The sequence below is a fragment of the Tsukamurella paurometabola DSM 20162 genome, from assembly GCF_000092225.1.
GTDB classification, from domain to species: Bacteria; Actinomycetota; Actinomycetes; order Mycobacteriales; family Mycobacteriaceae; genus Tsukamurella; species Tsukamurella paurometabola.
Map to the genome: position 1 here is coordinate 1,547,835 of NC_014158.1, position 16,431 is coordinate 1,564,265.

A 16,431-nucleotide genomic window follows, 5' to 3' on the forward strand; every position below is an offset into this window, starting at 1 on the left:
TCCGCTGTCAGCAGCGTGGGATCATTGCGCCGCGATCAGTGCCTCGACCTGTGCCCGGGCCTGATCGGCCCCGTCGCCGGGGATCATGTCGAGGGCCTTGCCGAGCGGCATCGACCCGGCGAGTTCGAGGAGCTGGTCGACGGGCAGTCCGCCGGCGGACGCGGACAGTGCGGTGCGGAAGGGAGCGCCGGCGACCGGATGAGCCGCCCATTCGGCGATCGTCGATTCCAGCGTCAGATGCGTCACCAGGGCGTCACCGGCGAGTACCACCTCCGTGGCGCAGTCGATGTCGAGGCTGCTGCGACCCACGTCCACACGATAGGTGCCGCCCGGAACCGACCAGGCGTCCCGCACCGTATCCCAATGGGCGAAAGCACGGCGGCCCACTGTGAACTCGATGGTCCTCGCCTCGCCCGGCGCGAGTGCCACCTTGCGGAACGCGGCGAGCGACCGGCGGGGTCGGAACACGCCGCCGGCGTCCGATCCGATGTAGACCTGAACTACATGGCTTCCCGCGCGGGCTCCGGTGTTACGGACCGTCACGCGAACCGCCGCGGAATCGTCGCCGGTCGCGGTGACGTCGAGCGAATCGGTGGCGAAGCTCGTGTACCCGAGGCCGTGGCCGAACGGATACCGGGGTGCGATCGCGCGGGTGACGTACCAGCGGTACCCCACCAGTAGGCCCTCCCCGTACCGCACGGTGCCGGCCTCACCCGGGAAGTTCCCGAACGCAGGTGTGTCCTCCAGCCGGCGGGGGATGGTCTCGGCCAGGCGTCCCGAGGGGGCCGCGACACCGAACAGCAGGTCGGCGATCGCGGCGCCGCCGCCCTGCCCGAGCAGGAAGGCCTCAAGGATCGCGTCCACCTCGTCGTGCCAGGGTTCGAGGTCGACGACGCCGCCGCCGACGAGGACCACGACGGTGCGCGGGGCGGCTGCCGCCACGGCGCGCAGCAGGGCGACCTGCTGCGATGCGATCCCGAGGTGGGCACGATCGAAACCCTCCGACTCCTCGGCCTCGGTGAGCCCGGCGAAGACCACGGCGACATCGGACCGGGCGGCAAGGGCCTGCGCCTGCGCGCGCAGTCCGGGATCATCGTGGTCCAGGCCGTAGCCTGGCGCGAACTCGGCACTGATACCGGCACTCGTTGCCCGGGAGACGATCTCGTCGAGCGGGATGTCGACCGTGCTCGCATTGATGTGACTCGACCCGCCACCTTGGTAGCGCGGGGTCCGCGCCAGCTCGCCGATCACCGCGATCCGTCCGGAGCCGGCGTGCAGGGGCAGTACCTCGTGTTCGTTGCGGAGCAGCACGGCGCACTCCGCGGCTGCTTCGCGAGCGAGCTCGTGGTGGGCCCGCAGATCGGGTTCCGGCTCCGCGTCCGACGGTGCGAACGCCGCGAGGTCGAGCACGCGCTGCGCCGCCGTCGTGACGATGTCCTCGTCCAGGTCGCCGGATTCGACGGCGCCGCGAACCTGGCCGGCGCTGCGCGGCGCGTGCGGCATCTCCAGATCCAGTCCTGCGCGGAGGGCGGCCACCCGGTCGTGCACGGCGCCCCAATCGGAGACGATGAGGCCGCGGAAGTCCCATTCATCGCGCAGCAACTCCGTGAGAAGCCAGTGGTTCTCGGATGCGTAGGTGCCGGCGATCCGGTTGTATGAGCACATCACCGTGGCCGGGCCGGCCTGTTTGACGATCCGCTCGAACGCGGGCAGGTAGATCTCCCGGAGTGTGCGCGCGTCCACGTCGACGCTGATCCGCATCCGCTCGGTTTCCTGGTTGTTGACCGCGAAGTGTTTGACGCTGGCCCCGGTGCCCGCGGCCTGCTGCCCGGACACATGGGCGGCTCCGAGGACACCGGCGAGGAGAGGATCTTCCGCGTAGTACTCGAAGTTTCTGCCGCACAGGGGGTGCCGCTTGATATTGACTCCCGGTCCGAGGGCGATGGTCACGCCGAGAGCACGCGCCTCCGCGGCGATCGCGGCACCGATCCGATGGGCGAGCTCGGGGTTCCAGCTCGACCCCACGGCGACCGCGGGTGGGAAACAGGTGGCGGGCGCCGCGGCGTTGAGTCCCAAGTGATCGGACGACCCGAGTTGCCTGCGCACACCATGCGGACCATCGGTGAGGACGAGCGCGTCGATGCCCGCCTCCGGTACCGCCGCGGTGGTCCAGAAGTCGGCCCCGGTCAGCAGCCGGGCGCGGTCGGCGAGCGGAAGATCGGCGGCATCGGGCATGGTGTTCCTTTCAACGCTCGGCGAGCGCGGTCAGTGCGGTCGCCACGTCGACATCGACGGTGACATCGGCGAGCGCGTCACCACGAGTGCGCCCGCGGTTGACGATGACGATCGGTTTGCCGTGCTTGTGCGCGTACCGCACGAAACGCAGACCCGACATCACGGTCAGCGAGGTGCCGAGCACGAGGAGCGCGTCGGCGCGGTCGACCGCGGTGAAGGCTTCGGCCACGCGAGGTTTGGGCACCGACTCGCCGAAGTACACGATGTCGGGTTTGAGGATGCCGCCGCACCGACCGCAATCGACCATGGTGAAGTCGGTGGTGTCCTCGACCACCACGTCGGCGTCCGGCGCGACCTCCAGCGCCCCGCGACCGGCGACGCGGGCGGTGAAACCGGCGTTGAGCGGTTCCAAGATGCCGTGCAACCGATGCCGGCTGATCGTCGCATCGCAGCTCAGACAGCGCACCCGCGCATAGTTCCCGTGGAGGTCGATCACGCCGCGCGAGCCCGCTTTGAGGTGGAGCAGGTCGACATTCTGGGTGATCACGCCGGTGATGCCGGGGAGCCCGGCCACACCGCGATGAGCGGCGTTCGGGCGTGCGGAATCCATATGTCGCCAGCCGAGGTGGTTACGCGCCCAGTACCGGCGACGGAACTCGGGGGAGCCGAGGAACTGCTGCAGGGTCATCGGGGTGCGACGGGGCGCGCCCGGGCTGCGGTAATCGGGGATGCCGGACGCCGTGGACACGCCCGCACCGGTCAGAGCGACGATGCGGCGGCCTCGGAGCAGGCCGGCGGCGCGATCGAGACGGTCGGTGAAGTCTTCATCGGGCACGGTCGGTTCCGCAGGTTCCCACGCGGGTATCGCGGTGCGCACGAGACGATTCTACGCCGCCCGAGACGCCGCTCACCGGGAAGGGCTTCGCCTTCCGAAGTATCTTGTGAGGATGTCTACGGATACCGTCTCCGCGCCGTCGATCGCGGCGCGCCTGGACCGCCTGCCCATGACCAGGCTCCATTTCGCCGCGGTGGGTGTGATCGGACTCGGGCTGTTCTTCGACCAGTACGAGAACTTTCTCGCTGCCACCATCGCGACGGTTCTGCGCCGCGATTTCGCCCTCGGCTCCGATCAGCTCAAGATCCTGTTGGCCTCGGCGTTCATCGGTCAGTTCCTCGGTGCCCTGTTCATGGGCCGGCTCGCGGACCGGGTGGGGCGCCGGCGCGCCTTCATGATCAACCTGGCGATCTACTCCGCCATGTCGCTCGCCGGTGCGTTCAGCCCGAACGTAGCCTTCCTGGTGGTCACCCGGTTCGTCGCTGGCATCGGGATCGGGGGAGAGTTCGCCCTTGCCGACTCGTACCTGTCCGACCTGCTGCCCAAGGACGTCCGCGGTAAGTACATCTCGCTGGCCTACACGGTGTCCTTTCTCGGCGTGCCGGTGGTCGGTTTCGCAGCCCGGTGGCTGACGCCGCAGACCTTCCACATCGGCTCCGTCGAGGTGGACGGCTTGCGGCTGCTCTTCGTGTTCGGTGCCCTGGGGTCGTTCCTGGTGTGGCTGGTGCGACGAGGTCTGCCGGAATCGCCGCGCTGGCTGGAGGCGCAGGGCCGCTACGGCGAGGCCGACGCCATCGTCCGGCGGCTGGAGAGTCAGGCGGTCGCGGAGGGCAAGGTCCTCGATGATCCCGATCCGAGTCTGAGGCCCGTCAAGGCCCGTTCGATCGCGATCCATGATCTGTTCCGCCCGCCGTACCGGCGGCGCACCGTGATGCTGTGGATCGTCTCCGCCCTGGAGGTGTTCGGCTACTACGGATTCGGCACCATCGCGCCGCTGGTGCTGGTGGCCAAGGGATATTCGATCCAGACCTCCTTGTTGTTCGTGGCGTTGTCGTACATCGGGTACCCGCTCGGTGCCGCGCTCGCCATGCCGATCGTGGAACGGGTGGAGCGCAAGCATCTCGTGATCGGATCTGCCGGTCTGATGGCGGTTTTCGGGCTGTGGTTCGGATTCGCACCCACTCCCACACAGATCGTGATGGCCGGATTCCTGTATACGCTGGCGTCGAACCTGTTCTCGAACGCCTACCACGTGTACCTCGCCGACTCGTACCCGACGGCGATCCGCGGTACCGCCGCGGGAGCGGCGTACTCGCTCACCAAACTGGTGACGGCTTTCCTTCCGTTCATTCTGCTTCCGATCCTCGACGAGCATGGCAGCGTGTGGGTGTTCGCGGTGGTGGCCGCCGCGATGGTTGGGCTGATGATCACCGTGGCCGTGCTCGGGCACCGGAGCACGGGCCGTTCGGCCGACGCGATCTAGCCGCTTGTGCGTCGCTGATCTGAGAGCGGTGTGGAGACCTTCGATCGGTAGTGCAGTCCGTCGTCGGTGAACTCACTGCGCACGACGCAATAGCTCTAGAGCCGCTTCAAGCGCGAGGGTGTACCCGTGGAATCCGAGGCCGCAAATTGTTCCGCTGGCAACCGCCGAAATGATCGAAGTGCGCCTGAATTCCTCTCTCGCGTGGATGTTTGAGATGTGCACCTCTAGCACTGGAAGTTCGATCACGCTCACCACGTCGCGCAGCGAGAGACCGTAGTGCGAGAGCGGACCGGGATTGAGGATCGCGGCATCGTGCGTTCGCCGTGCCGCGGATAGGCGGCTGACGAGTTCGCCCTCATGGTTGCTTTGAAATGTGTCGAGATCGGCACCCCGCTGATTGGCCGCGGCCGTGAGTTCCGCCTCCAGATCGCCGAGTGTTCGGATGCCGTAGTGCTGGGGTTCGGGCCTGCTGCACGGGTAGGTGACAAGTTGGTCAGGCCGCGTGTGGCGCGGCCGGGTTCATGGTGGACTCGAATGCGATGGGTGTCAATCGTCCAAGGCGGCGTTGTCGGCGCCGGCGGTGGTAGGTCCGTTCGATCCAGGTGATGATCGCGGTCCGCAGTTCCTGCCGGGTGGCCCAGCAGTGGCGGTCGAGGACGTTGTTCTGCAGCAGGCTGAAGAACGACTCCATCGCGGCATTGTCGCCGCAGGAGGCGACTCGGCCCATTGATCCGCGTAGTCCGTGATATTCCAAGGCACGTCGGAATTTTCGGCTCCGGAATTGCGATCCTCTGTCACTATGAACTATGCATCCGGTGACATCACCGCGCATCGCGACAGCGTTGTTGAGGGCGTTGACGGCGAGCCGGGCCTTCATCCTCGAGTCGACGGAGTAGCCGACGATCCGCCCGGAGTAGGCATCTTTGATCGCACACAGATACAGCTTCCCTTCCCGAGCCCTGTGTTCAGTGATATCTGTGAGCCACAACCGATTCGGTGCATCTGCGGTGAACCGGTGACGAGTCCTGCCGTGCTCGTCGGTGACGGTGCATAGATCGTCGTGGACCGCGGGCCCGGGTTTGCCGCCCTTGCTCGAGCGTTTCTTTCCGAAGACGCTCCACCACCGGTTGTCGCGGCAGATCCGCCACGCAGTGCGGTCCGCCATAGGCTCACCGGCAGCGCGGGCCTCGTCTGCGAGTAACCGGTGACCGAACTCCGGATCATCAACGCTGGCGTCGAACAGGGCGTTCGCGCGATACGCCTCGACCAGCTCCGTCGCGGGGACCGGGGCGGCGAGCCAACGGTAGTAAGGCTGACGGGAGAGCTTCAAAACCCGGCACGACACCGTGACGGGAACACCGTCGTCGGCGAGCTCTTTCACGAGCGGGTACATCATTTTCCCGGCAGGTTCGCCTGCGACAGATACGCAGCCGCACGACGCAGGACCTCATTCTCCTGCTCAAGGAGCCGAATCCGCTTACGCATTTGCCTCTCGGTCGCCGACTGCGCCGCACTGCTCCCGGACTTGGAGCCGGCCTCGACATCGGCGGTCTTCACCCAGTTCATCAGGCACGACTCGCTAATGCCGAAGTCGGCAGCGATCTGCTTGAGACGGACTCCCGGCTCACGATTACGCGCGACACGGACCACATCGTCGCGGAACTCCTTCGGATACGGCTTAGGCACAGTGCACATCCTTCCAGCGGCACCCCTCGGCACCACAGATCAGATGTCACCTACCCGTGCAGCAGGCCCGGATTCGCGATGATCTGGTTCGGCATCCTCGTGGGTTGCCTCATGCAGTCGATCGAAGCCGTGAACGGATTCATGTTCGCGACGATGTTTCCGATCACCTTCTTGTCCAACGCTTTCGTGCCGACCGAGGGGATGGCGCCGTGGTTGCGCGCGGTGGCCGAATGGAATCCGGTGTCCTCGCTCGTGCAGTCGATGCGGGTGCTGTGGGGCAACGACGTACCGCTCCGGGCCGATGCGCCGTGGTCGCTGCAGAACCCGGTATTGGCCACGATCGCCTGGTCGATCGGACTCACCCTGGTACTGGCTCCGCTGGCGCTGCGGGCGTTCAACCAGCGCACCTCGGACTGAACGGCGCCACGTGCGCCCACGCAGCGATCGGTGCTGTGCAAGACTCCGAGGGTGATCGGAGACCCCCTTCCCCCGCGTGTGACCGACCCCGAACGCCGGCGCGAGCTGCTCGACAGTGGCGCCATCTACACCGCGCAGCGCTCGGTTCGCGGCGATGCGGTGAGCCAGGACCGCCGGCTCAAGTTCGACGGCGTGGCGCGGTACTTGCAGGACACCGGGCAGGATCACCTGCGTCACGTCGACTACGAGGACATCCACCCGTACTGGGTGGTGCGCCGCACCGTGATCGAGATCTTGGAGGGCGGCGAGCAGCCCGACGTGCTCACTGTGGAGCGCTGGGGCTCCAAGATGGGCTCGCGCTGGTGCACCGTGCGGATCGACATCGACGGGGTCAAGGGCACCCGGATCGAGACCGAGGCGTTCTGGATCAACTTCAACATCGACACACTCACTCCGTCGGCACTGAGCGATACCTTCCTGAACACCTTCGGCGCGGCCGCGGAACCGGGCGTGCTGCGCTGGAAGTCCTGGCTCGACCCGAAGCCGCATCCCGATGCCTACGAGGTGCCCTTCCTACTGCGCGCCGCGGACCTCGACATCATCCAGCACGTCAACAACGCCGTGTACTGGACCGCGTTGGAGGAAGTCCTCGCCACCCAACCCGACCTGCGCGAGCGCCTGCCGTTGCGTGGCGTCGTCGAGCACAACTCGGCGCTGCAGCTCGAGGATGCCCCGCGTCTGCTGGCCTACCGGGACGGCGATGTCCTGTACGCGTGGCTCGTGGCCGGTGACCGGACCGCGGCGGCGATGAGCGTCGAGGCGGTCGACCCGGCGTGACCGGAATCCCGATGCGGGGGACCGTTCCCTCCAGCGATGTCGACTTCGCGGCCGTCCGCGCCGAGTTCGAGCTCGTCGAGGAATTCCCCGCCGCGGCCCAGAGCGAGGCCGAGGAGGCCGTCGACCGCCACGCCGGGGACCGACAGGACCGCCGTGACATCGAGTTCGTCACCATCGACCCACCCGGGTCGAAGGATCTCGACCAGGCCGTGCACATCGTCGCCGACGGTGACGGCTACCTCGTGCGCTACGCCATCGCCGATGTCGGCGCGCTCGTACCGCCCGGCGGCGCCCTGGAGGACGAGACCCGGCGCCGCGGCCAGACGATGTACCTGCCCGACGGCTCGGTACCACTGCACCCGCGCGCGCTCTCGGAGGGCGCGGGCTCCCTGCTCCCCGGGGAGGATCGGCCGGTCGCGCTCTGGGAGATCCGCGTCGATGCGGCCGGGGAGGTCACCTCGGCGACCGTCCGGCGCGCGACGGTCCGCTCTCGCGCACAGCTCGACTACGCCGGCGTCCAGGCCGACTTCAACGCCGGCCGAGTCCATCCCAGCGTCGCGCTGCTGCCCGAGGTGGGTCGGCTGCGCCAGGCCTGGTCCCGCGCGCACGGCGCCATCGAGCTGCGCCTCCCGGCACAGGAGGCGGTCCGCGGCGCCGACGGCTGGGAGCTGCGGATCGAGCCCCGCACCGACTTCGACGGCTACAACGCCCAGATCTCGCTGCTCACCGGCGTATGCGCGGCGGCGATCATGCTGGACGCGGGCGCCGGTCTGCTGCGCACCCTCCCGGCTGCGCCGAAGGACGCCGTCGACGATCTGCGACGCACCGCAGCGGCGCTCGGCCAATCCTGGCCGGAGGGCGCCTCGGTCGGCGACTTCCTCGCCGGCGTCGACGTGAGTACGCCCCGCGGTCTCGCCGTCATGAGCGATGCCGCGCGCCTACTCCGTGGTTCCGGATACGCCGCCTTCGGTGTGCAGGGTGCCGTGGCCTTGCCCGCCGACGCATCGCACGCCGGAGTCGGCGCACCGTACGCCCACGTCACCGCCCCGTTGCGCCGTCTCGCGGACCGGTACGCGACCGAGGTGTGCCTCGCGGCCTGTGCGGAAGCCGCGATCCCGGAATGGGCGAGCGCTGCGCTGATCGGCGTCGCCGAGACCATGCAGCGCACCAATACTGTGGCGAACAAGGTTGACCGGGCGTGCATCGACCTCACCGAAGCGGTGATCCTCGGCGGCCGCGTGGGCGAGATCTTCGAGGCGGTCGCGCTGCGCGAAGACCAGGTACTGCTCGATGATCCGGCAGTGATCGCGCCCTGTACCGGTGCGCCGCCCGAGGGCGCGCGGGTGCGGGTCCGACTGGAATCGGCCGATGTTGCCACTCGAAAGGTCGGCTTCCGCTTCGAAGGCACGCTAGTTTGATTCCATGAGCCGACGTCACTTCCTGGTCCCCGTCCTCGCAGCTCTCCTCGCACCGGTCGCACCGCTGGCCACCGCCGCCCCCGTCACCGCCGCTCCGTCGTGCGCCGATTACACCTTCATCGGCGCCGCCGGCTCCGGTGAGGGCGGCCTGGGCGGCGGCATGGGAACAATGGTCAACTCCGCCGCCCAGGCTTTCGCGGGCAAGGTACGCGGTGCGGGCAAGACGGTCGCGCTACGACCGATCTACTATCCGGCGGCACCGGTCCCCACCGGGCTGGATAAGGTCGGCGGCTTCCTGGCCAGCATCAACATCGGCGCGGGCAACACGCAGGGCGATGTCGACATCGTGGTCAAGGAATGCCCGTCCACGAAGATCGTGCTGGTCGGGTACTCGCAGGGCGCGTCCGCAGTGCACCGAGCGCTGCAGCGCATGGGCCCGCGGCCGCAGGTCGTGGCGGCCGGCCTCATCGCCGACCCCGACCGCATTCCGAACGACACCACCCGCTACCTCGGTTCCGCGCCCCGCACACCGGGTATGGCGCAGGCATCGGTCCCGGTGAGCGGTGCTGACCCGGCTCCGCTGCCGCCGGCCGTCGGCAGCCGCACGATCTCGGTGTGCAACACGGGGGATCCGGTGTGCCATTGGACCGGCGACCTGATGAAGACGGTGAGCAATTCGCACAGCGACTACTCGGGCGCCGACATCGGCAACCGGGTCGCGGCGATCGCGGGCGTGTAGCGACCTAGCGGAGTTTCCGGAGCAGGTCGGGCAGCGATGCCCGGGCCTGCTGGGCGCGGCGCTCTTCGGCGGCGTCGAGACGGCCGAGGCGGAAGGCGATCACCGGATCGGTCGTTTCCGCCGCAAGGTCTGCGATGGCGTCGCGAGCAATGGTCGCGTCCTGGAACTCGCCGAGGCGTTGCTGCACCGCCGCGAGCGCCTTGACCTCGGCGCGCAGGTCGCCACGGACCACCGGCTCGACCACCGCGGCGGCGTACCGCAGTCGCTTCGCTTGTTTACGGACGGCGTGCACGTCGTCGTCGGTGGCCGCCGGATCGGCCAACAGGCCCGACGATTCCTTGGCGAAGGCGCGGATCCGCTTGTGCAGCAGGGGAGCCAGGCTTTTCGACGCCGCCTGATCGGCGCGCTCCTTGAGCGGAGGTTCGGCGATCAACGCGTCGATCGCGTCGAGCAGCAGATAGTAGCGGTCGGACTCGAGGGCGCTGTGGACCCGTACCCAACCGCGCGCCTCGGCGGCGCGTTGTCGCTCGGCGAGGGCGGAGCCCGCGCCGCCCAGCTCGTCGCCCGCGTCGAACGCCTCGAAGCGCTCCGCGAGCACCTCCGCATCGCGCACCGCGCCGAGTACCGAGGCGAGCAGTTTTAGCTCGGAGCTCAGGGCCGCACGGGCAGGCCCGGCGAAGAAGCCGGCGTACTCGGTGAGAACACTGCGCAATTGCCGCGTGGCCACCCGCATTTGGTGCACCGAATCGACGCCGTGCGCCCGCACCCGGGGATCCTGCAGCAGTAGCCGGTCCCGGTATGCGGCGAGTGCGGCGGTGAGCAACTGACCGGCCGTCGCGTGCGAGGCCTTCTTCGGCAGGTCGGCGGTGCGCCGAACCGGATCGGCGTCGATGGCGCGGGCCAATTTGGACGCCGAATCGGGGGTGTCGCCGCCGGCCGCCCGCAACGCCTTGTCGACGGCGATCGCGGTCTTGCGCCCGAGCGCGGTGTCGGGGACTTCGAATTCCCATTCCCGCCAGGACTTCTCGGTGCCATCGGGCAGCAATGACACCGACGAGACGTGATCGTCGACGAACTCGCCGAGCAGTTCGCCGTCGGCGGCGTGGCAGTACGTGGTGTGCCGCTGATTCTCCACGATCGCGATCGGCGCCAGGACGCGGCCCCGGACGACGGCGCGGACCCGCTCGAGTAGTTCGGCCGGGACGTCGTCGCCGTCGCCCAGGGGCGCGGTCACCTCGCGGCGATCGGCACCGTCGGGCAGCTTGAGGTGCCACCCGTCGTCCTTACCACCGGTGCGGCGGCGCAGCGTGATCCGATTCGAGGACAGGTCCAGCAACTCGGTGTCGTAGTACACCGCGGACAGGTGGAAGACCTCGTCGACCGACGTGTGGTCGACTCCCGGCACCGCGGTCAGCGCGGGCGCGAGGGTGTCGTCACCGACTTCGTACTTCGTCTCGATCTCACGCTGTTCGGCCATACTCAGTCCTTCGCGAATCGATCGGTGGCCGCGATGAGCGCTGAACGGATACCCGGCTCGAACGCCGAATGTCCAGCGTCGGGCACCATCACCAGATCCGCGGTGGGCCAAGCGCGGTGCAGGTCCCAGGCGCTACGGGCCGGGCACACCACGTCGTAGCGGCCCTGCACGATCACGCCGGGGATGCCGGCGATCTTCTCGATATCGCGCAGCAACTGCCCTTCGTCCAGGAAGCCGCCGTGCACGAAGTAGTGGTTCTCGATCTGCGCGAACGGGATCGCGAACCGCGGATCATCCGCATCGGCGGACGATTCCAGGGTGTTGATCAGATGGCTGGTGCTGCGCTCCCACTTCGACCACGCCTTCGCGGCCCGCAGTGCCACCGCGGTGTCATCCGAGTGCAACAGCCGGTGGTACGCCGCGATCTTGTCCGCCGCGGGGGAGCGGTCCGCTTCATCGAGCGGGGCCAGGTACTGCTCCCAGTTGTCCGGGTAGACGTGCGAGGCGCCGTCGTTGTAGTACCAGTCCAGCTCACTGCGCCGCAGCAGGAAGATCCCGCGCAACACCAGCTCCGTGACCCGCTGCGGGTGCGTCTGCGCGTATGCCAGCCCCAAGGTGGAGCCCCACGAGCCACCGAACACCTGCCAGCGGTCGATCCCGAGGTGCTCGCGGATCGTCTCGATATCGGCGATCAGGTGCGGCGTGGTGTTCACGGCGAGCCGATCGGCGAGCGAATCGCCGTCGCCGGTGGGAGGGTCGGCGATGTGTGGCTTGGACTGGCCGCAGCCGCGCTGATCGAAGACCACGATCCGGTAGCGCTCGGGGTCGAAGAACTGGCGGCACTCGGGCGAGGTACCGCCGCCGGGTCCACCGTGGATGAACACCACGGGCTTGCCGTCGGGGTTGCCGCTCTGTTCGACGTACAGCAGCTGTCCATCGCCCACGTCCAGCAGCTCGGTGCTGTAGGCGTCGATCGGCGGGTAGAAGTCGTGCATCAGAATCCGTGCTCCGGTCCGGGGAAGTCGCCCGAGGCGACCTCCGCCACGTAGTTCTGGGCGCCGCGCAGTAGCTCGTCGCCGATGTTCGCGTACCGCTTGACGAACCGCGCCACGCGGCCGCGATTGAGACCCGACATGTCCTGCCAGACCAGTACCTGGCCGTCACAGTCCTTGCCCGCCCCGATGCCGATCGTCGGAATCGAGATCTCCGCGGTGACCTCGGCGGCCACCGCCGAGGGCACCATCTCCAGCACCACGGAGAAGGCCCCTGCCGCGTCGACCGCCTTCGCGTCGGTCCGGATCTTCTCCGCGGTTTCGTCGTTGCGGCCTTGGACGCGGTTGCCGCCCAGCGTGTTCACCGATTGCGGCGTGAAGCCGATGTGCGCCATCACCGGAATGCCGCGACGCTGGAGGAACTCGATGGTGGGCGCCATGTGCTCGCCGCCCTCGAGTTTGACCGCCTCGGCGCCGGCCTTCATCAGCGTCGCGGCGCTGCGGTAGGCCTGCTCGGGGGACTCCTCGTAGCTGGCGAACGGCATGTCGGCCACGACGAGCGCGTACTTCGTGCCGCGGCGCACCGCGGCGACCATCGCCGCCATCACGTCCAACTCCATCGGCAGCGTGGAGTCGAACCCGTACACGGTGTTCGCTGCGCTGTCGCCGATCAGGAGGGCGGTCACGCCGGCCTCGTCGAAGATCGAGGCGGTCATGTAGTCGTAGCTGGTGAGCATCGCCCATTTCTCGCCGCGTGCCTTCAGGTCGGCGAGATGATGGATGCGCACCTTCTTGCGCGGTGGCCGCGCCTGCGGATCGGAATCTGGGCCGGATCCGCTTCCGTAGAGGGGCGTTTCGCTCATTGTGTCACTCCATTTCCGTGTCCCAGCCGGTCTCTCCGGTCCGGGCAGTCTGTGGGTGCGGCCTGCTCAGGCCGGGTCGTGCCAGCGGTTCGTGATCGGCATCCTCCGGTCTCGGCCGAAGGCCTTGGGGGTGATCTTCGGACCGAGGGGGTACTGGCGCCGCTTGTATTCGGCGCGGTCCACCAGGCGGGCCACCGTGCGGATCAGATCGGGCTCGTAGCCGGCGCCGTTGTTCCCGTCCGCCGCGATCTCTGCCACACCCTGGTCCTGCTCCACGTAGCGGCGCAGGATGTCGTCGAGGATCTCGTAGTCGGGCAGTGAATCGCTGTCCTTCTGGCCGGGGCGCAGCTCCGCGGAGGGCTCCTTGGTGATCGAGTTCTCGGGGATCGGCGGCGTCTCGCCGCGCTCGACGGCGAGCTTGTTGCGCCACCGCGCGAGGTCCCAGACGAGCGACTTCTCCACATCGCGGATGGGTGCGTAGGCGCCCACGGCGTCTCCGTAGATCGTCGAATAGCCCACGGCCAGTTCACTCTTGTTGCCGGTGGCGAGCACCAGGTGCCCGTCGAGGTTCGATAGCGACATCAGCGTCATACCGCGGCAGCGGGCCTGGATGTTCTCCTCGGCCAAGCCGGTCAGATGCAGTTGGCCGACGAAGGACTCCACCATGTGCTCGATCGGTTCGAACCGGAAGTGGATCCCCATGCGCTGCGCCTGATCGGCGGCGTCATCCTTGGAGTGGTCCGAGCTGTACTTCGAGGGCATGCCCACCCCGTACACGTTGTCGGCGCCGACCGCATCGGCGGCGATCACCGCGACCAGGGCCGAGTCGATGCCGCCGGACATGCCGAGGGCGACGGTGCTCCCGCCCACCTTGTGCACGTAGTCCCGGGTGCCGGTGACCAGGGCCGCCCAGATCTGCGCGTACTCGTCGAGCTCGGGCCAATCGGTCACCACCTGCGGAGCGAGCGGTGTCGGTCGCGCCGCGAGCGCGAGTGATTCCACCTGCCAGCCCTCGACGGTGGTGGCGTGCTCGCGGCCCCGCGGGGACACGTCGACCAACTGCGTAAACTCGACGAACTGCGGGCCGGTCGCGGGTGCCCCTTCCGGCCCGAAGACGAACGAGTCACCGTCGAAGACGAGCTCGTCCTGCCCACCGACCAGGTTCACGTAGATCACCGGGGCGCCGCCCTCGGCGACCCGCTGCGCCACCACCTCGCGCCGCTGCTCGGGCTTACCCACCTCGAACGGACTGGCGTTGAGGCACAGCACCGCATCCACGCCGAGCTCGCCCAAGCCGGCTACGGGACCGTCGGGCCACCACACGTCTTCGCAGATGGCAAGACCGAGCCGGACGCCATCGACGTCGAGGACCACCAACCGGTCGCCGGGGGTGAACCAGCGCTTCTCATCGAAGACGCCGTAGTTGGGCAGGAAGTGTTTGTCGTACCGGGCCACGAGCTCGCCCCGGTGCAGCACGCCCGCCGCGTTCCGGGCGCCGCCGGTGGGGTTGGTGCTGGTCTCCGGAGCGTCAGGATCCCGGTCCAGGAAGCCGACCACCACGATGAGGTCGCCGCAGCCCGCGGCGTCGAGGGAGTGAGCCAGATCGTGCACCGCCTCGCGCGAATCGACGGCGAAGGAGCGGCGCAACAGCAGGTCTTCGACGGGATATCCGGTGAGGGCCATCTCACCGAACACGGCCACCTGCGCGCCGCGCTCGGCTGCGTCCCGCGCGGCGGCGGTGATCCGGCTGACATTGGCGTCCAGGTCGCCCACGACGGGGTTGATCTGGCACGCCGCGACACGAAGGGGCGTCATGAATCAACCCTATCGTCTCGGGCTTCGGCGCCGACGCATGGCAGGATCGAAACAATGAAGGCCACCAAGCGCGCAGCGGGCGCGATCGTGCTGCTCACCGTCGCCGCTCTGTCGGCCTGCTCGACGCAGATCCCAGGGGCTCCGGTGAGCCCGGCGCCGAAGTCCGAGCGCGGGCTCGAGAAGTTCTACAGCCAGAAGGTCGACTGGGGTTCGTGCGCGGCGATGGCCAAGGCCGATGACGTCGACGACTACGACCCGCGGATGGAATTACGACCCGCGGATGGAATGCGGCAAGGTCACCGTCCCGGTCGATTACAACGATCTCGGTGCCGGTGACGTGAAGCTCGCCGTCGCCCGGACGAAGGCCACCGGCGAGCGCAGAGGCTCGCTGCTGATGAACCCCGGTGGCCCGGGCGGCTCCGGAGTGCAGTTGGTGGCGGGTAAATCGCGCGACCTCGGCAAGCTCGAGCTCGCCCGGAACTTCGACCTCGTCGGCTGGGACCCGCGCGGCGTGGGAGCCTCCTCGCCCGCGGTGAAGTGCCTTTCCGATCAGCAACGCGACGACAACCGGATGCTCACGCTGAGCAACGACAACTCCCCGGAGGGTATCGCCAAGCAGGAGGAGTTCAACCGGAACATCGCCACGTCCTGCGAGGACAAGATGGGCAAGAAGTTCCTGGAGAACGTGGGCACCATCGACACCGTCCGCGATCTGGACGTCCTGCGCGCGGTGCTCGGCGACGAGAAGCTGACCTACCTCGGCTACAGCTACGGCACGTTCATCGGCGCGATCTACGCCGAGACCTTCCCGGAGAAGGTGCGCGCCCTCGTGCTCGACGGTGCCGTCGATCCGTCGCAAGATTCGGCGACCTCGTCGGTGGAGCAGATGACCGGATTCCAGACCGTTTTCGACGATTTCGCGAAGGACTGTGCCACGCGCCCGGACTGCCCGCTGGGCACCGATCCGGCCAAGGCCACCGCCACCTATCAGAACCTGGTGCGGCCGCTGATCGATACGCCCGCGCGGGGGCAGGGACGGCGGATGCTCAGCTACAGCGACGCCACCACGGCCACCATCCAGGGCATGTACGCCCAGCAACTGTGGGAGCCGCTGCGCACCGGGCTGGCGAACCTCAAACGCGGCGATGGTGCACTGCTGCAGCGCATGGCGGACCTGTACCTCAGCCGTGATGCGGGCGGGAAGTACTCGCCGATGATGGATGCCAACCGCGCGATCAACTGCGTCGACAGCCCCGCCATAACCGACCCCGCGGAGCTCGGCAAGCTCGACACCGATCTGCGACGCGTCGCGCCGTTCCTCGACGACGGCCGCGGAACCGGCCGTGCGGCCAAGGGGGAGTGCGCCTTCTGGCCCGCGGCGCCGACCCTCAAACCGCACGAGGTGAACGCGGTCGGCGCCCCGAAGCTGGTGGTGGTGTCTACCACGCACGATCCGGCGACGCCGTACCAGAACGGTGTGAACCTGGCGAAGCAACTCGGAGCGTCGCTGATCAGTTACGAGGGCAGCCAACACACCGTCTCGCTGGAGGGGAACTCCTGCGTCGACGGTGCGGTCACCGCCTACCTGCGTGACCTCACGGTGCCGCCCGCCGACCTCCGGTGCGCCCCGTAGG

13 protein-coding genes and 2 pseudogenes are annotated in these 16,431 nt (G+C 68.2%); 7 read left to right on the forward strand and 8 right to left on the reverse strand.

The features are described 5' to 3' along the window. Positions 1-21: 21 nt before the first annotated feature. Both TPAU_RS07440 and TPAU_RS07445 read right to left on the reverse strand, forming a co-directional pair. On the reverse strand, positions 22-2,235 hold the full coding sequence (locus TPAU_RS07440) for a glycoside hydrolase family 3 C-terminal domain-containing protein (protein WP_013126142.1): 2,214 nt from the start codon (positions 2,233-2,235) through the stop codon (positions 22-24). Positions 2,236-2,245: 10 nt separating this feature from the next. Then, a complete protein-coding gene (locus TPAU_RS07445; RefSeq protein WP_041944336.1) occupies positions 2,246-3,112 on the reverse strand; it encodes a Sir2 family NAD-dependent protein deacetylase in 867 nt (288 codons plus the stop codon). Positions 3,113-3,182: 70 nt separating this feature from the next. Here TPAU_RS07445 and TPAU_RS07450 point away from each other — a divergent pair, with 70 nt between their 5' ends. Next, positions 3,183-4,553 carry an MFS transporter gene (locus TPAU_RS07450; protein ID WP_013126144.1) on the forward strand — a complete coding sequence of 457 codons (1,371 nt, stop codon included), beginning with the start codon at positions 3,183-3,185 and terminating at the stop codon, positions 4,551-4,553. A 72-nt stretch (positions 4,554-4,625) separates the two neighbouring features. Here TPAU_RS07450 and TPAU_RS22320 read toward each other — a convergent pair. Continuing rightward, positions 4,626-5,003, reverse strand: a pseudogene (locus TPAU_RS22320) (type II 3-dehydroquinate dehydratase); the annotation flags it as partial. A gap of 43 nt (positions 5,004-5,046) precedes the next feature. Beyond that, positions 5,047-6,239 (reverse strand): IS3 family transposase gene (locus TPAU_RS07455; protein ID WP_245537794.1). Its coding sequence is split into 2 segments (ribosomal slippage): positions 5,047-5,952 and positions 5,955-6,239, totalling 1,191 coding nucleotides; the frame shifts between segments, so codons are not numbered across the junction. A gap of 69 nt (positions 6,240-6,308) precedes the next feature. On the opposite strand from TPAU_RS07455, the pseudogene TPAU_RS07465 reads away from it, so the two are divergent. From TPAU_RS07465 to TPAU_RS07480, 4 genes and pseudogenes are all read left to right on the forward strand, one after another. Further along, positions 6,309-6,656: pseudogene (locus tag TPAU_RS07465) on the forward strand (ABC transporter permease); the annotation flags it as partial. Between the two features lie 51 nt (positions 6,657-6,707). Beyond that, the gene (locus tag TPAU_RS07470; protein ID WP_245537857.1) at positions 6,708-7,493 is read left to right on the forward strand and encodes an acyl-[acyl-carrier-protein] thioesterase; all 786 of its coding nucleotides are present in this window, start codon (positions 6,708-6,710) and stop codon (positions 7,491-7,493) included. A gap of 11 nt (positions 7,494-7,504) precedes the next feature. Further along, entirely contained in the window at positions 7,505-8,911 is a 1,407-nt protein-coding gene (locus TPAU_RS07475) for an RNB domain-containing ribonuclease (RefSeq protein WP_013126146.1), read from the forward strand. A 4-nt stretch (positions 8,912-8,915) separates the two neighbouring features. Further along, positions 8,916-9,650, forward strand: coding sequence for a cutinase family protein (locus TPAU_RS07480; RefSeq protein ID WP_013126147.1), 735 nt, complete (start codon positions 8,916-8,918; stop codon positions 9,648-9,650). A gap of 4 nt (positions 9,651-9,654) precedes the next feature. On the opposite strand, the gene TPAU_RS07485 is transcribed toward TPAU_RS07480, so the two are convergent. From TPAU_RS07485 to TPAU_RS07500, 4 genes are all read right to left on the reverse strand, one after another. After that, positions 9,655-11,127, reverse strand: a complete 1,473-nt coding sequence (locus tag TPAU_RS07485; protein ID WP_013126148.1) for a CYTH and CHAD domain-containing protein — start codon at positions 11,125-11,127, stop codon at positions 9,655-9,657. 2 nt (positions 11,128-11,129) lie between these two features. Beyond that, positions 11,130-12,122, reverse strand: a complete 993-nt coding sequence (gene pip, locus TPAU_RS07490; protein ID WP_013126149.1) for a prolyl aminopeptidase — start codon at positions 12,120-12,122, stop codon at positions 11,130-11,132. Then, entirely contained in the window at positions 12,122-12,982 is an 861-nt protein-coding gene (gene panB / locus TPAU_RS07495; protein WP_013126150.1) for a 3-methyl-2-oxobutanoate hydroxymethyltransferase, read from the reverse strand. The genes pip and panB overlap by 1 nt, the downstream gene beginning before the upstream one ends. Positions 12,983-13,048: 66 nt before the next feature. Beyond that, positions 13,049-14,797, reverse strand: a complete 1,749-nt coding sequence (locus tag TPAU_RS07500; protein WP_013126151.1) for an NAD+ synthase — start codon at positions 14,795-14,797, stop codon at positions 13,049-13,051. 54 nt (positions 14,798-14,851) lie between these two features. Here TPAU_RS07500 and TPAU_RS22895 point away from each other — a divergent pair, with 54 nt between their 5' ends. Beyond that, positions 14,852-15,133, forward strand: coding sequence for a hypothetical protein (locus tag TPAU_RS22895; RefSeq protein ID WP_147291070.1), 282 nt, complete (start codon positions 14,852-14,854; stop codon positions 15,131-15,133). Continuing rightward, entirely contained in the window at positions 15,078-16,430 is a 1,353-nt protein-coding gene (locus TPAU_RS07505) for an alpha/beta hydrolase (RefSeq protein ID WP_041944337.1), read from the forward strand. The genes TPAU_RS22895 and TPAU_RS07505 overlap by 56 nt, the downstream gene beginning before the upstream one ends. Position 16,431: the final 1 nt, after the last annotated feature.

Excerpts from the sequence above, each read along its gene's own strand:
- TPAU_RS07440 (WP_013126142.1), bottom strand. The coding sequence starts at position 2,235 with ATGCCCGATGCCGCCGATCTTCCGCTCGCCGACCGCGCCCGGCTGCTG.
- TPAU_RS07450 (WP_013126144.1), top strand. The coding sequence starts at position 3,183 with ATGTCTACGGATACCGTCTCCGCGCCGTCGATCGCGGCGCGCCTGGAC.
- TPAU_RS07475 (WP_013126146.1), top strand. The coding sequence starts at position 7,505 with ATGCGGGGGACCGTTCCCTCCAGCGATGTCGACTTCGCGGCCGTCCGC.
- TPAU_RS07480 (WP_013126147.1), top strand. The coding sequence starts at position 8,916 with ATGAGCCGACGTCACTTCCTGGTCCCCGTCCTCGCAGCTCTCCTCGCA.
- TPAU_RS07485 (WP_013126148.1), bottom strand. The coding sequence starts at position 11,127 with ATGGCCGAACAGCGTGAGATCGAGACGAAGTACGAAGTCGGTGACGAC.
- pip (WP_013126149.1), bottom strand. The coding sequence starts at position 12,122 with ATGCACGACTTCTACCCGCCGATCGACGCCTACAGCACCGAGCTGCTG.
- panB (WP_013126150.1), bottom strand. The coding sequence starts at position 12,982 with ATGAGCGAAACGCCCCTCTACGGAAGCGGATCCGGCCCAGATTCCGAT.
- TPAU_RS07500 (WP_013126151.1), bottom strand. The coding sequence starts at position 14,797 with ATGACGCCCCTTCGTGTCGCGGCGTGCCAGATCAACCCCGTCGTGGGC.
- TPAU_RS22895 (WP_147291070.1), top strand. The coding sequence starts at position 14,852 with ATGAAGGCCACCAAGCGCGCAGCGGGCGCGATCGTGCTGCTCACCGTC.
- TPAU_RS07505 (WP_041944337.1), top strand. The coding sequence starts at position 15,078 with ATGGAATGCGGCAAGGTCACCGTCCCGGTCGATTACAACGATCTCGGT.